Source organism: Chitinophaga qingshengii (assembly GCF_014529935.1).
Taxonomy (GTDB): Bacteria; Bacteroidota; Bacteroidia; order Chitinophagales; family Chitinophagaceae; genus Chitinophaga; species Chitinophaga qingshengii.
The window spans coordinates 556,025-572,944 of sequence record NZ_JACVFC010000001.1; the positions used below are offsets into that span (position 1 = coordinate 556,025).

General features: G+C 51.5%; 2 protein-coding genes. Both read right to left on the reverse strand.

Features of this window, described 5'->3' with window-relative positions; genetic code table 11:
* Positions 1-7 precede the first annotated feature (7 nt).
* Positions 8-1,756 (reverse strand): ABC transporter ATP-binding protein, encoded by a 1,749-nt coding sequence (locus ICL07_RS02095; protein WP_188086293.1) that lies wholly within the window; start codon positions 1,754-1,756, stop codon positions 8-10.
* 28 nt (positions 1,757-1,784) lie between these two features.
* Complete coding sequence (locus ICL07_RS02100) at positions 1,785-16,880, reverse strand: non-ribosomal peptide synthetase (protein ID WP_188086294.1); 15,096 nt, start codon at positions 16,878-16,880, stop codon at positions 1,785-1,787.
* Positions 16,881-16,920 lie beyond the last annotated feature (40 nt).

Genomic DNA, 16,920 nt, shown 5'->3' on the forward strand with positions numbered 1-16,920 from the left:
AATATGATTATTGCGTGAACTGCATCTCACACAAATTCCGGTACAAACCTTCATCGATATTGACGAGTTCATGATGTGTACCCTCTTCTACAATACTACCCTTATCGATGACGATGATTTTATCGGCCTGCCGGATAGTAGCCAGCCGGTGTGCTATCACAATCGAGGTGCGGCCTTCCATTAATTTATTCAGCGCATCCTGTACCAGTTTTTCAGACTCCGCGTCCAGCGCAGAAGTGGCCTCATCCAGGATGAGGATACGCGGTTGTTTTAATACGGCCCGGGCAATGGCGATACGCTGACGCTGACCACCGGAGAGTTGCATCCCCCTTTCGCCAACGATGGTGTTCAGGCCCAGCGGGAGGCGTTCTATAAACTCCCAGGCATTGGCTTTCTGCGCAGCCTCGATGATTTCCTCTTCTGTAGCGTCTTCCCTGCCATAGGCTATATTCTCCAGGATGGTGCCGCCAAACAGAAACACATCCTGCGGTACGGTAGCCATTTGGGAACGCAGCGCCGACAAAGGAAACTGATGAATATCCTTGTTATCAAAGCTGATATGACCGCCGGTAGTATCGTACAGGCGTAACAGTAAGGAGACGATCGTACTCTTACCGGCTCCGCTGGGGCCTACCAGCGCTATTGTCTGATTTGCCCTCACCTGAAAGGATATCTTCCGCAGCACCGGCAGACTTTCCCTGCCGGGATAACTAAAGGACACGTTACTGAACCGGATATTTCCGTGCAGGGCATCTTCCGGGGCAATAGCAGTAACAGGCGATAGTGGCTCCGCCGGTTCATCCAGGATGGCAAAAAGATTTTCGGTAGCACCGATACTTTTTTGCAGGGAAGCATATATTTCTGTCAGGCTGCCGATAGAACTGCCTATGAAAACAGAATACAACACAAAGGAGAAAAGTTTGCCGGTATCCAGCCCGATAACGGCCCCTCTCCAGATAACCGCCACCAGTGCGCCGAAAATACCCATGATGATAAAAGACGACAGAGCCGCCCGGTATTTCCCGTTTTGAATGCCGATATTGGCTGCTTCATCCGTCCTTTCCCGGTACCGTTTCATCTCCCTGAATTCATTCGCAAAAGCTTTCACACTGAAGATTCCCTGTAAGGTTTCTTCCACAACGGTACTGGAAGAGGCCACCTGGTCCTGTACCTTTTGGGAGAAATGCCGGATAGAACGCCCGAAAACAACGGCGACGATCACCATGACCGGCAATATAGCCAGCATGAAGATGGTGAGGTTGATAGAAGTAAGCATCAGGAAGACAAGCCCGCCGACGATGGTCAGCAGCTGGCGGATAAATTCCGCCAGCGTGGTCGTAAAAGTTTCCTGCAACAGCATGACATCTGAAGATATCCTGCTGTTAAGCTCCCCTACCCGCCGGGTAAGAAAAAAATGCATCGGCAGCTGAATCAGGTGATTGTAAATCGTTTGCCGCAAAGAGGCCAGCGCCTTTTCCGCCGCCTTGACAAAAAGTACTGTCCTGAAAAAGGAGGCGGCAGACTGAACTGTCAACAGTCCTATCAATACGAGTCCTGTTATATGGATAGCCCGCATATTATCCTGCTTGCTGGCATCGATTAACCGGCCGAGCATCTCGGGGAATGCCAGTCCGGCCAGACTTGAAATGACCAGACATAACAGCCCCGCTGCGATGGTAGCCCAATACGGCTGCAGGTATTTAAACAGCTGCAGCGACCGGGAGATGTCTTTTTTATGATGATTGATTGCGGTCATGGATTAAGATTGATGATATAAAAGGGTTTCAGCTTAATTTTTCCTTCAGGTAGGCTGCCAGCACCAGGACGTTTTCACCTTCAATCATGGAACCGTGGTGTCCAGGAACGGTAGTTCCGGTTACCTGTGTTCCATAGGCAGACCATCCCAAATGTTCATCTGCTCCACTCCACTGGTTAGCGGCAGCCTTGACAACTGTCAGCGGCGTATGGACTTTTTCAGTGACGGTATAATCCATGGATAAATTATAACGATGTACATCCGTAAGTCTTAACACAAATTCTATATAATCATTACTCATCTTATCCTTAATGAATTCCAGCACAAAAGGAATTACCTCTTTGGGGTCTACTGTTTCCAGCGCTTTACCCAACTGGGCTACCCATTCCGGATGCGGTACGGAGATGATATTGTATTGTTCAAATATCCAGACCAGTGATTCAAATACTTCTCCGCCGATCAGTTCCTGTTGATGTACCTGTCGTCTCACCTCGGCCGTAGTATCCAGTATAGCCGCGAGCGTTACCTGTTCTCCCTGCGCTTCCAGCTGACGGGCCATTTCATGAACGATGTAGCCACCGAAAGAGTGTCCCATGAACCGGTAGGGACCTTCCGGCTGCACCTGTTTCATCCAGGTGATATTCTGCGCGGCTATATCGGCGAAGTTGTCTAATGGCGTTTCACCTTCAAAGATGCCCTGCATATACAAGCCATATACGGCGCAGGTATCATTGAGTGCAGCTGCCAGCTGTTCGTAGGCGTCGCAGAGGCCGATAGCACCGGGGAACAGGAAAACAGGGTATTCCTGCGGACCTTTGTTCATCAATACAATATGCTGGCTGGCCTTCGCGTCTGAAGCCGCGCCACTACCTGTGCTACGTTGCCATTTTCGTCTTTCTTCCAGCACGGCAGCGAGGGCCGCCACGGTAGGATAAGCAAAGATCTCCCGGTTGGTTATTTCTACCTGCAATACTTTTCTGATGGTCCATACCACCCGTACGACCAGTAATGAGTGTCCACCCAACTCAAAGAAATCATCGTATATACCTACCCGTTGTACCGCCAGCAATTCCTGCCATATATTCACGAGGGCCTGTTCCATCTCATTTCGTGGTGCGGCATACTTTCCACCCAGCAGTTCATCGGCGGCAGGATCAGGCAAAGCCCGTTTATTCACTTTACCGTTGATGGTCAGCGGCATGGATTCCATCTCAATGAGTATGGATGGAACCATGTATTCAGGCAACCTGCCTTTCAGGAATGCCATGATTTCGTCCCGGTCAAAAGTGGTTTCCGGTACCACATACCCAACGAGGCGTTTCATGCCGTTACTGTCAGACTTCGCCAGCACGACGGATTTTTGCACCAGCGGACACTGTTGCAGGATGCTTTCCACCTCGCCCAGTTCAATGCGATAACCGCGGATTTTTACCTGGTCATCCAGACGGCCCAGGTATTCAATATTGCCATCCGGCAGCCAGCGGCCTATATCTCCGGTTCTATAGTAGCGGCCGCCCGGCACTTTGCTGAAAGGATCCGGCAGGAATTTCTGTGCCGTCAGTTCCGGTTTGTTCAGGAACCCTTTGGCTACCTGCGCTCCTCCTATACATATCTCTCCCTGCACTCCTTTTCCGCACAGTTCACCGTTGGTATCGAGAATATAAATACTGGCATTGCAGATCGGTTTACCTACCGGTGGCAGGAAACGGGTATCAAAATCACGGTCCTCCACCAGATAGGAAGTACCCACATGCACCTCCGTAGGGCCGTAGTGGTTATATAGTACCGCACCGGTGTTACGCAATAAAGTCCTGATATCAGCATCCAGCCGCAACTGCTCCCCTGCCGTGTATATCGCCTTCAGCGAAGCCGGATACAGCGAGGCTATTTGGGCATATTCCGCGAGATTTTTCAATACCACATAAGGCAGGAACAGGTAGTGTATCTGTTGCCGGTCGATTAATCGCAGCAAAGCATCCGCGTCTCTTCGTATGTCTTCATTTATCAGGCAGATCGTGTTACCAAAGCATATTGCGCTGAATATTTCCTGGAAGCTCACATCAAAGTTCAGGCTGGCGAACTGCAGGATACGTTTGGGTTCACTGGTATCGAACTGTGTCTGTTGCCATTGCAGCAGGTTAATCACCGCTCCAGCCAGCATTTCAACCCCCTTCGGATTACCGGTGGTACCGGAGGTATAGATGATATACATCAGCGGAGAAGGTGCTGTTATCAACGGCGCTTTCCCCTGGCTTCCCTGTACTATCTGCGGCCAGTGCGTATCTATTTCAACAAAATCAGCTGCGGTATAGAAGCTCATTCTCTCTGCTCCCGTCCTGGTGGTAACCACTACCGACGCGCCGGTATCCTCCAGGATATAACGCAACCGGGCCTCCGGAAATGTTGCATCAATGGGTACATAGGTGCCGCCTGCCTTCAGGATGCCCAGTACCGCCACTACCATGTTCGGCGAACGCTCTACGCTGACAGGTACCCGTGATCCGGTGGTAACACCTTTACTATGCAGGTAATGCGCCAGCTGATCGGAACGCTGGTCCAGCTCCCGGTAGATAACCGTTTCTTCTCCGGCCATCACGGCGATGGCATCCGGACATAACGCTGCCCGCCGGGTAAAGAACGCAGGCAAGGATGGGATAGGATCAAAGGCCACTGCCGTATCATTGTAAGTATACAACAGCTCCTCCCGTTCCGCAGCTGTCAGCATGGAAAGCTTACCGATGGGCGTTTCCGGCGCGGCGACAATGGCGCCGAGCAGCTGTACAAAATGGGTGGTCAGCTGCCGGATGGTTTCAGGCACAAACAAATCAGCACAATACAATACGGTGCCCATCAGACCTTCCTCCCCTTCTTCCAGGCTTACCATCAAATCAAACTGCGCTGTTACGCGGGCTACGCCCTGTTGCTCCATCGGTACTTCACCGAGATTAAAGGACTGTACCTCCGGTGTGTTCTGTAAGATGAACATGACCTGGAACAGTGGATGACGACTTAGATCACGCTCTTTCACCACTTCTTCCACCACTTTCTCAAATGGTACTTCCTGATGTTCATAAGCACCCAATGTCGTTTCCCGTACCTGTTGCAGGAATGTCAGGAAAGAAGGATTATTGCCCAGGTCGGAACGCAGTGCCAGGGTGTTGATGAAGATGCCGATAAGCCCTTCCGTTTCCTGCTGGGTCCTGCCGGCAATGGGACTACCCACACAAATATCATCCTGACCGCTGTAGCGGTGTAATAACACATTATAGGCCGCCAGTAATGTCATGAAGAGGGTTACGCCTTCCTGCCTGGACAACGCGTGTAACCTGGCGGTTAAATCGGGCGGAATCAGGAAGCGGCTCGTAGCACCACGCAGGCTTTGCACCGGTGGCCGCGCAAAGTCAAGCGGCAGCTGCAGCGACTCCACGCCGGTAAGCTTGTTCTTCCAGTATTCGGTTTTTCGCTGTAATACCTCACCGGACAGGTATTTTCGCTGCCAGATAGCAAAATCGGCGTATTGCACCGGCATGTCCGGAAGATCATAGGCACGCTGACGTATATACGAATCGTATAGTTCTCCCAGTTCCCGTATAATGATGCTGACAGACCAGCCGTCAGAAACAATATGATGCCATACCACCACCAGCAGGTGTTCTTCCTCATTTAAAGCAATCAGGTGGGCCCGCAGCATATGATCAGCTGAAAGATTAAATGGCTTACTGATCAGGGATTGCACCAGTCCTTCCAGGGCGTCCCTGTCGTTGTCGTACTGTGCTCCATCCATCAACTGTAACTCCCAGCGGTCTTTATCTCCTATATGTTGATAAGCGACCCCTTCTTCCTGTATGATCACCGTACGTAGCACCTCATGACGGTTGATCAGGGTTTGGAAGGCAAAGGTCAGTGCAGCTGTATCCGGTGCGGATTTCAGCTGCAGTACCAATGGCACATGATAATGGGTACTGCCTTCAAACTGATCGATAAACCAGAAGCGTTCCTGACTGAAAGACAATGGAATGTGTGTATTGTCTGTTCTGGGTACAATCACCGGTATGGTAGACACTACGCTGTCCTGTATTTTCCGGGCCAGCTGCCGCAACGTCGGACTATCAAAGACATCACCGATCTGGATGGCGGCCTGCATTTCCTTTTTGATGGCAGACATGAGTCTGACTGCCAGCAGGGAATGCCCTCCCAGCTCAAAGAAATTATCGTGTATCCCTACCCGTTCTACTCCCAGCAATTGTTCCCATATAGCCGCCAGGTGTTGTTCCATACTGTTACGTGGCGCTACGTAAGTATCTGCATTCAGCAGCGCGGTATCATACGCAGGCAGGGCACGTTTATCTACTTTACCATTGGTGGTTAAGGGCAGCTGTTCCAATTCTACCAACACAGAAGGTACCATGTATTCCGGCAGGCGTTCATGGAGATAGGCGTTGATGGCTTCTTTCTCAAATACACCGGCAGGTACGATGTAGGCTATCAGGGAGCTGAAGGCGCCTTGTTCATCTTTAGCGGCAATAACCACCGCCTGTTTTACCTGTTCGCTGGTTAATAATACATTCTCAATTTCACCTGGTTCTATCCTGTAGCCACGTATCTTCACCTGGTCATCCGTGCGGCCCATGTAAACGATACTACCGTCCGGCAACCATCTACCCACATCTCCGGTACGATACAAACGGGTAGTCGTCCTGTTATCAAAGGAATGCTCCACAAATCTTTCGGTCGTCAGTTCCGGCCGGTCCAGGTATCCCCGGGAAAGCCCCGCCCCGCCAACATAAATCTCTCCCGGCACACCAATGGGGCATAAGTGACGCTGTTCATCGAGGATATAGGCCTGACGGTTACTCAGCGGCCGCCCGATAGGAATGGTGTGTTTCAGGGACTGATCATCTACCTGGTAGGTCAGCGAGAATGTAGTATTTTCCGTAGGACCGTAACCGTTAATAATCGTCAGGTCCGGGTAAGTTTTGTGTATTCTTTCGATATGTTGCTCAGAGAGTTTTTCTCCACCGGCCAGGATAGTATCCAATCCTTCAAACACCGTAATGTCGGTATCTGTCAGCTGATTGAGCCAGCTGGCGGTAAACCACATCTTTGTTACTTTCCGGTTACTGATTTCCGCTTTCAACAAAGTGTGGTCCAGCAATGTATGCAGCGGGCAAAGCACCAACAGTCCTCCATTGAGCAACATGCCCCAGTATTCCAGGGTGCTGGCATCGAAGGAAGGGGAACCGGTGGACAGCATGATATCAGCAGGTGTCAGGGAGATATAATCAGTTCCTTTCACCAGGCTGACAACGTTCTGGTGGGTAACCATCACCCCTTTAGGTCTGCCGGTAGAACCGGAGGTATAGATGACATAGGCGAGACTGTTGTATTGTATGTTGATGTCTGGCGCGGCGGTTGACTCATCATATAAAATGGTGGCCGCTTCATCCATATGGATGATTTCCAGGTCAGGCTTGGTGGATCGTAAAACAGCGCCGGCAGCGGTGTCGCTGATAGCGATAGCAGCATGGGTATCCGCCAGCATCAGGGCTATACGTTCCTCCGGATAGTCTGCATCCACCGGTACATAAGCTGCCCCGGCTTTCAGAATACCTAATATAGCAACGATCAGCTCAGGAGAGCGGTCCAGGCAAACAGGCACCATCTCTTCTTCCCGCACGCCTTTACGACGCAGGTAGTTGGCCAGCCTGTTGGCGCGTTGTTCCAATTCCTGGTAGGTCAATGTTTGTTCCCCGAAAACCAATGCCGGCGCCGTGGGAGTCAGTTTCGCCTGTTCGGAGAACAACGCCGGGATTGTTTTATCCTGCGGATAAGGTTTGGCAGTGTCGTTGAAGGCATGCTGCAGTTGGGCCTGTTCTTCTACCGACAACAGTGGCAGGTCCCGAATAGCAGCTGCAGGATTAGTGGTGGCGGCTTCCAGCAATTGTTTGAAATGCCGCATCATCCGGTCGATTGTTTCATCGGTAAACAGGTCGGCACAGAATACCACAAATCCGTTCAGTCCCTGCGGACCTTCCTGTAAGTAAACGGTCAGGTCAAATTTAGCCGCCACTTCTTCGGTACCCAGTGCAGACATCTGCACAGTTCCCATCTCCAGGGAATCCGCTTCCGGCATATTCTGCAATACAAACATTACCTGGAACAATGGATGACGGCTCATATCACGGTCTTTCACCACCAGTTCCACTATTTTTTCAAAAGGCACTTCCTGGTGTTCGTAAGCACTTAAAGTGGTTTGTTTCACTTGTTGCAACAGCGACACAAAAGACGGGTTATCGCTGAGATCCGCACGCAAGGCCAGGGTATTGATAAAGAAGCCTATCAGCCCCTCTGTTTCCTGTTGTGTTCTGCCCGCGATGGGTGTGCCGACACAGATATCATCGGCGCCGGTATAGCGGTACATCAGGATATTAAATACCGACAGGCAGGTCATAAACAAGGTAGCTCCTTCCTGCTGCGAGAGTTGTTGCAGGCGGTCCGACAAGGCTTTATCCAGTTCAAAGTGCCGGGTACGCCCGCGAATACTTTGTACCGCCGGCCTGCTATAATCGGTGGGTAACTGTAACGCTTCTACGTTGCTCAGTTGGGTTTTCCAGTAATCTGTTTTAGCGCCGAGCACTTCCGGTGTCAGATGGCTGCGTTGCCAGATGGCATAGTCGGCATATTGAATGGGCAGGGCCGGCAGCTGTACCGGGCGACCGGTAGAGAAAGCGGCATACCCTTCTTCCAGCTCGCTGACGAGAATACCGGTAGACCAGCCGTCGGAGGCAATATGATGCAGGGTTAATACCAGTACCTGTTCGGTATCACTGAATACCAGCAGGTGCGCGCGCAGCATATGGTCCCGTTGCAGGTCGAAAGGCAGGTCTATCAGTGATTTCACATAGGTATGGAAGGCAGGTGTATCCAGCGCGAAAGGCAGGTCTGTCAATATATTCAGCTGCCATTGATCTTTTTCCATGATCCGTTGCCATACATTTCCATCTTCCTGTACCATCACCGTACGCAGTATTTCATGCCGGTTCACTACCAGTTGCAATGCCTTTGACAAAGCCACATGGTCCAGCGTTCCGCTAAGCCGCAGTATATGCGGCGTATGGTAATGGGTACTACCTTCCAGCTGATCGATGAACCACAAACGTTCCTGGCTATACGATAAAGGTATATGCGCCGGTCTGGTGGCCGCCACCAGTTGCGGAGCGGTATTTTTCACGCCGCTGCCGGTGATTTTGGCAGCCAGTGCTTCGATGGTAGGATAGTCAAATACATCGCCGATTTTGATTTCCACATTCAGCTGTTTACGGACAGCGGACACCACGCGGATAGCCAGCAGGGAGTGACCTCCCAGGGCAAAGAAATCGTCGTGGACGCCTACTGATTCCACTTCCAGCAAGGCAGACCATATAGCGGCCAACGCTTGTTCCGTTTGAGTTACCGGCGCTGCTGTAATGCCCTCCTGTACTTCTCTTTCAGGGTCTGGCAATGATTTTCTGTCCACCTTACCATTGGCCAGCAAGGGGAATTTATCCATTACCACCAGCGCGGAAGGCACCATATAATCCGGCAGCACTTTTTTCAGTCCGGCTGTCAGCGCGGTAATATCTGTTTGTTCCGGCGAGATGATCACGTATCCCACCAGTCTGCGGTTACCACTGTCATCACCACGGGCCACTACCACTGCCTGCTGTACACCTTCCTGCTGCAATAACCCTCTTTCCACTTCTCCCAACTCCACGCGATAGCCGCGGATTTTCACCTGGTCGTCGGCTCTTCCGGCAAACAATATATTACCATCCGGCAACACCCTAACGACGTCGCCTGTACGGTATAAGATGCTGCCGTCGCCGGTAAACGGGTCCTCTACAAAGCGGCTGACTGTAAGCGCTTCGTTATTCAGATAACCGGCAGCCACCCCATCTCCCCCAATATATAGTTCACCTGCAACACCCACCGGACTTAGCTTTCCGGATTCGTTCAATACATATACGCGGGTATTTGAGAACGGTTTACCTACCGGAATATAATGACCATACGATACAATATCATCTACCACATGCAGCAGTTTTCCGATAGTCGTTTCCGTTGGGCCATAGTGATTCACGATCATGCCCTCCCAGCCGGATGCCCTGATATTGTGGATGATAGCTGTTTCCAGCGCTTCCCCGCCAAATATCAGCAACTTCTCCGGCAGCAATAATGTTCCGCCGGCAGACAATGCCTTCCAGTGGGACGCCACTATCTTGATACAATCTATCGGATGCGAAGAGAAATAACGGTTCAGTGATTCCCCATCGCTGATCATGTCTTTGGAGAATACATGGAGTGGACCACCGCTGAGCAATGACGGGAACAATACCGTGTTACCCAGATCCGTTGCGATGCTGGACAGCAGCGCAAATGACCGGCTGTCGGCAATTGGCAGGGCGGATTGCAGGCCAAAAATATAATCCAGCAGGTTCCGGTGCGTGACCAGCACGCCTTTAGGGTTACCGGTACTGCCGGAAGTATAAATAACATATACCGGATCTTGCGGGGCAGGCGCCGGCAATGGCGCCATAATATCCATGCTGCAGATCACCGGCATATCCTCGTCCAGCGCGATAATCAACCTACCTCCCGGCAAACGGCCTTTACCGGCCGCGCTGCTCACCACCACGGCGGCAGCCGTGTCGGCCAGGATAAAGGCGACACGGTCAGCCGGAAAATCAGGATCAATAGGCACATAAGCGGCGCCGGCTTTAAGGATACCTAATATCCCCACCACCATGAGGGCCGATCTTTCTATGTAAAGCGGTACCAGCGAACCTGATTTCACGCCCAGCAAGCGCAGATAATGCCCCAACTGCGTGGCGCGTTCATCCAGTTCGCGGTAGGTGAACTGAGTATCTTCAAACACCACGGCTACAGCATCCGGTGTGCGAAGCGCCTGGGCTGCAAACAGCACCGGGAATGTTTTGTCGTGCGGATAAGGTACCTGGTTGAAAGGCAATAACAACGCATGTTCTGCCGGAGTGAGCAGGTTAATATCCTGCAACTTTGTTACCTGCTGATCGATGAGCTGCAGCAGCACCTGCTTAAAGTGAGTGGCTATTTGCGCTGCATAAAAAGGATCGAGCAGATCGCTGTTATAACTAAATAGCAGGCTGGTTTCTCTACCGATACCAATGATGATAGTCAATGGGTAGTTGGTATGCGGATGGACTTCCACTGCTGTTACTTTCAGCTGCCATTCCCTGGAAGCTACTACTTCCCCTACCGGAAAGTTCTGGAAAGTGATGGAAGTGTCGAATAAATCGCCACCTGCCGGTGTCGATTGTAAAATTTCGTTCAATCCTGTATACTGGAATTCCCGGCTTTGCAATTGTGTGGTTTGCAGTTGCCGTAACCAATCGCCTGGTTCCCTGTCGGTCGCCACTTTCGCGTGAAGCGGCAGCGTATTGATATACAGCCCTACGCGTTGTTCCACGCCTGGCAGGTCTTCCGGCCTACCGGAAACAGTAACGCCAAAGGCTATATCCTTACGGCCGGTATAGGTCGATAACAGGAAACTCCAGATGCCCTGCATCAGGGTATTCGGCGTAATATGCTGTTGCTGTGTCCAGGTATTTATTTTTTGAGTGATGGATTCATCCAGGATGATTTTTTCTTCCCGGTAGGCGCCCACTCCTTTCGTACGGGCTGCGGTGGCGCTTACAAACGGCAGCAGGCAGCCCTCTTCCATATCCTGCAGGTAGCGTTGCCAGTAGGTAGCGGCAGCTTCTTTATCCTGTTGTTCCAGGTAACGGATATAATCTTCGTAGCGGTCTTCTGCTGCTTCCGGCAGCGTTTTGCCCGCCAGCAGCGCTTCGTAGGTTTCGAGCAGTTCACCAATGAGCACCGGCTGGGACCAGCCATCCAGCAGGATGTGATGCACTGTCCACAATAAACGGTAATGCTCTTCCGACAAACGTATCAGGGCGATTCTCATGAGAGGAGCTGCGGTAAAGTCGAATCCACGACGCAGGTCTTCCTGTTCATATTCCCGGAAAGCCTGCTCCTGCTCAATGCTGCTCATACCCCGGTAGTCCAGTTCCGTCACCGGCAGCAATGCTTCCTTGTAAATACACTGCACCGGTATATTAAACTCATCTGCATGGAAGGCGCTTCTCAAAATACTATGACGGCCTAACAGCTGCTGCCAGGCCTGTTTAAAGGCTTCCGACTGCAGGTTTTCCAGCTCACAGTTCATTTGCTCCACGTAAGTGCCGGCTTGTTCATTGTATAAACCGAGAAACAGCATCCCTTCCTGCAAGCCACTAAGGCGGCAGAGATTTGACAGCTGCGCTTTGCGTGGCGCGCCGTTGTAAGGCGCTTCCAGGAAGCGTTCCAGCGCCTCATACGATACTTCAGCGCTCAGTCCATAATCCGCCGGCGTATAGACGGCAGCAGGCCGCGCTACGCAATGCCGGATCAGTTGCTCCAGGTGGGATAAACAGGACTGTGCCAGTTTTTCAATGGTGCTTTCATCAAAATGCTGACGGCTGAAAGCCCAGTTAAATACCAGCTGTCCGCCTTCCGCCATACTATTGACCACTATCTTGTCATGAACGGGGAACTCCGCGCCCATGGGTATGCCTGTTGATTCGGGAGCGCCGGTGAACAAGCCTTCCCTGGATACGGTGTTGTCCAGCTGACCAAGGTAGTTGAACACTACATCCCAGGGCTGCTGCTGTTGCAGGAAATCCGCTTTGCTGATGTATTTGAGCACACCATACCCCAGTCCTTTGTCAGCCACTTTGCGCAGTTGCTCTTTGACAGATATGATCCGCCTTCCGTAATCTGTTGTATCCGGCAGCTCCAGCAGTACCGGGTACATATTGGTAAACCATCCAACGGTACGGCTGGTATCTACCTCTTTGGCGATCGCTTCGCGGCCGTGGCCCTCGAGGCCTATACGTACTTTGTTGTGCCCGTTCCACTCGGAGAGGGTCAGCGCCAGTGCGGCCAGCAGCAGGTCATTGATTTCAGTATGATAGGATGCTGCACTATCCTGCAACAGTTGCCTGGTTAGGGTAGTTTCCAATGCGGCACTGTACAGTTGCACATCCGCTACGGTAGTCTTTCCGGTATGCGGCCTGTCTGTTTTCAGCGGCAGATGATCTGCAGTTACCTGCCGCCAGTAAGCCTCTTGTCCCAGCAAACTACGGCGACGGGCATACGCAGTCAGCGCCCCGTACCACTGGCGGTAGGAACTGGTTTTAGGTCCCAGTACCTCTTCCGCTTTTTTCGCCGGATCATTATTCAGCAGTAATTGCAGATCTTCCAGGAGGATACGCCAGGAAACACCATCCACCACCAGGTGGTGAATGGTCAGCAACAATCTGTTGCCGGATACGGAGCCTGGTGTCAGTATCAGTACCGGGCAGATCATTCGGCCGGCCAGCACATCCGGCTTTTTCTGAAAACTTTCGCAGACAGCGGTGATACTGGTAGCTACCTGCTGCAGGTCCACTACCTGTAATGCTCCGCTGGCGGAGCCATATTCCTGTTTCCAGCCGGTGTCTGTATGTGTGTAGGTGAAACGTAATGCGTCATGATACTGCACCAGTTTTCTGATAGCGGTATCCAACACGGCAGCATCTACCTTTTTATCGATGCCCAGCAACACGCTCTGGTTAAAGTGTGCACTGGTATTATCTTCCACCAGATCAAAATACCATTGCTGTACCGGCAGCAACCCGCTTTCTCCGGACAATATGCCCTGTTCTCCCGTGGCAGCACTCTCCTTTCGCCCCTGCAATACAGCGGCCAGGCGTTCAATGGTTTGATGCGTGAAAAGATCCCGTGGCTGCAACACATAGCCGGAGCGCCGGATACGGGCGACCACCTGGATAGAGACAATGGAATCGCCCCCCAGTTCAAAGAAGTTATCGTATATGCCTACCTGTTGTATGCCGAGTAAGTCCTGCCAGATATCAGCCAGCGTACGCTCTGTTTCATTGGAAGGCGCCACGTGCCGGCGGCGGACTACCGCCGTATCATCCGGGGCAGGCAAGGCTTTTTTGTCTACCTTGCCATTTACGTTCAGCGGCAGCTCCTTCAGCTCCATCAATAGCGACGGCACCATATAATCCGGCAGCCTCTCCCGCAGGTAGGCGACTATTTTTTCTCTTTCAAATACACCTTCCGGTACGATGTATCCTATCAGTTTATTATGATGACTGTTCTGTTCCTTTTTGGCTATCACCACCGCCTGACTCACCCAGGCACAATCTTTCAATACGTTTTCTATCTCTCCCGGTTCTATGCGATAGCCGCGCACTTTCACCTGGTCATCCATGCGGCCTACATATACAATGGTACCGTTTGCCTGCCAGTGTACCAGGTCGCCGGTTTTATACCAGCGGCCGGGGTATTTATCCAGGGTAATGAATTTTTCAGCCGTCAGTGCATCATTGTTAACATAACCTATCGCTACACCGGCACCGCCTATATGCAATTCCCCGCTTACCCCGATGGGTACCGGTTGCCCTTGCTGATCCAATACCAGCAACTGCGTATTAGCCAACGGCGTGCCTATCGGGATAGTGCGTTTGCCCGCAGCGTCCCGGATAGGATAACTGGTGGCATATACCACAGTTTCAGTAGGACCGTACATGTGCACCATCACATCCGGACCAAGCTGTGACAGGGCGCGGCTTACATGCGGCACGGATACCAGCTCTCCGCCAAACAGCAGCCTGCGCAGCGATTGCAACCCTTCCAGCCTGCTATCCGTAAAATTATTGAACAACGCCGTCGTCATAAAACAGAAGGTGATCTGCTCCCGTTCCATAATGGCAGCCAGCTCATATACATCGGATGCTGCCGCATCCGGGATCATGAACAGCGAAGCGCCTTTCAGCAGCGTGCCGTATATATCGTAGGTAGCACCATCGAAGGCATAATTGGACCATTGCAATACTTTATCTTCCGGCAAAATGGCAATAGCACCGGGTTCATACACCAGCTTCACAATGTTCCGGTGGTTCACCGCAATACCTTTGGGTTTGCCGGTAGAACCCGAAGTATACATAATGTACACCGCATTACCGGGATTTACATCTACCATCAATCCATCGGCGGGGAAACTCCAGGCATTCGTTATCGGTAAACCTATAGCAGCAGGAAGTTCCAGCGCATTAAACAACGAACTGTCCGTATACAATACCTGCTGAATACCTGCGTCTTCCAATATGGCTTTTACCCTTTCCGCCGGATAGTCGATGTGAATGGGAACATAAGTGCCGCCGCTTTTCAGGATACCCCAGATGGCAACAATCATGTCCAGACCACGGTAGGATAACAGCCCTATGGCATCGCCGTGTTTGTTTCCGTTGTCCTTGAGATAATGCGCCACCTGGTTGGAGCGGTTATCCAGCTCCTGGTAAGTGAGATGCACACCCTCGTAGCTCACCGCCACCGCTGCCGGCGTTTTTTTCACCTGTTCTTCCAAAAGAGCCAGCACCGTTTTATTCGGATAGCCGGTAACGTTAGCGTTGAAAACCTCCAGCTGGCGCTGTTCTTCCCGGCTAACAACGGACAACCGGCTCACCGGCTGGGAAGGTGTTTGTACAATCGCTTCCAGCAATTGCTGATAATTAGCGACCATACGGGATATGGTGGCTGCACTGAATACATCCACCCCATATTCTATCACACCGGTGAGGCCATCCGCGCTTTCCCTCAGATTCAGGGTAAGGTCCAGTTTAGCCGTATCATGTTTGATTTCTTCCGGAATCAGTTCAATGTCATTCAATTCAAGACTACCTGCATCGGGGATATTCTGCAACGAAAACATTACCTGGAATACAGGCGTGCTGCTCATATCACGGGTTTTCACCACTGCTTCCACTATTTTTTCAAATGGCACATCCTGGTGTTCATAAGCAGACAAAGTGGTTTCTTTTACCTGTTGCAACAATTGCAGAAAAGACGGATCTGCGGACAAGTCGCTGCGTAGTGCGAGGGTATTGATGAAGAAGCCCACCAGACCGTTTATTTCGTGCTGCGTTCTGCCGGCCACCGGACTACCTACACAGATATCATGCTGACCGCTGTAGCGGTATAACAATACCTTGAACGCTGCCAGCAACGTCATAAACAACGTGGCATCCTGTTGTTGGGCCAGTGCTTTGAGTGCCGCCGCCAGTTTTCCATCCAGGTTAAATTCCAGTACCGCGCCGCGGATACTTTGTATAGCCGGGCGTTTGAAGTCGGCCGGTAATTGCAGGGTGGCCACACCGCCCAGTTGTTTTTTCCAGTAGTCCAGCTTTCTGTCCAGCACTTCGCCGGAGAGATAGTCCCGCTGCCAAAGCGCAAAATCGGCGTATTGTACCGGCAGTGGCGCCAGATCGGCCGCACGGCCTTCAGTCACCGCCCGGTAAAAAGCGGCCAGCTCCTGCACCAGGATACCCAGCGACCAGCCATCGGAGGCGATGTGGTGCATGGTAACCACCAGTACATATTCTTCTTCCGACAAAGTCAGCAGGTGTGCACGCAGCATATGGTCCGCAGACAAATCAAACGGTATGTCCGTCAGTGATTTGATGTGCTCCTGTAAGGCAGCGTGATGGTCCCGGAGATGTTGCACATCTTCCTGAATAAGCTCCCATCTGTCTTTCGGCTGTACCTGCTGATAAGCCACCCCGTCATTTTGCAGGATGACGGTGCGCAAAATTTCATGGCGGTTCACAACCAGCTGCAAAGCTTCGGCTAACGCGGGGCGGTTCAGGCGCCCCTTCAGCCGCAGCACTGCCGGAAGATGATATTGCACGCTACCTTCCAGCTGATCGATGAACCACAGGCGTTCCTGGTTAAAGGACAACGGTATAGTTGTAACAGCCTGACTATCTCTTGCCGTTATTTTTTTACGTCGGGCGGTAGTGGTTTTATGCTGGGTATACTTTTGAAAATATTCAACGAGGTTATCTTTATTCGCTTTCAGTTCAGCCAGCAGGGAGTTATTAACCGTCTTCTTCTTATCGGTTTTTACAATCAGTTTATCATTATCGAAAGATACATTAACCCCGTTATCATTTGCTTTTTCCAGCAGGTCAATAATATCTACCAGGTTAAATCCGGGCATGTTAAAGGAATTTAAGGATGAAAAAGAGTTTTCATAACAA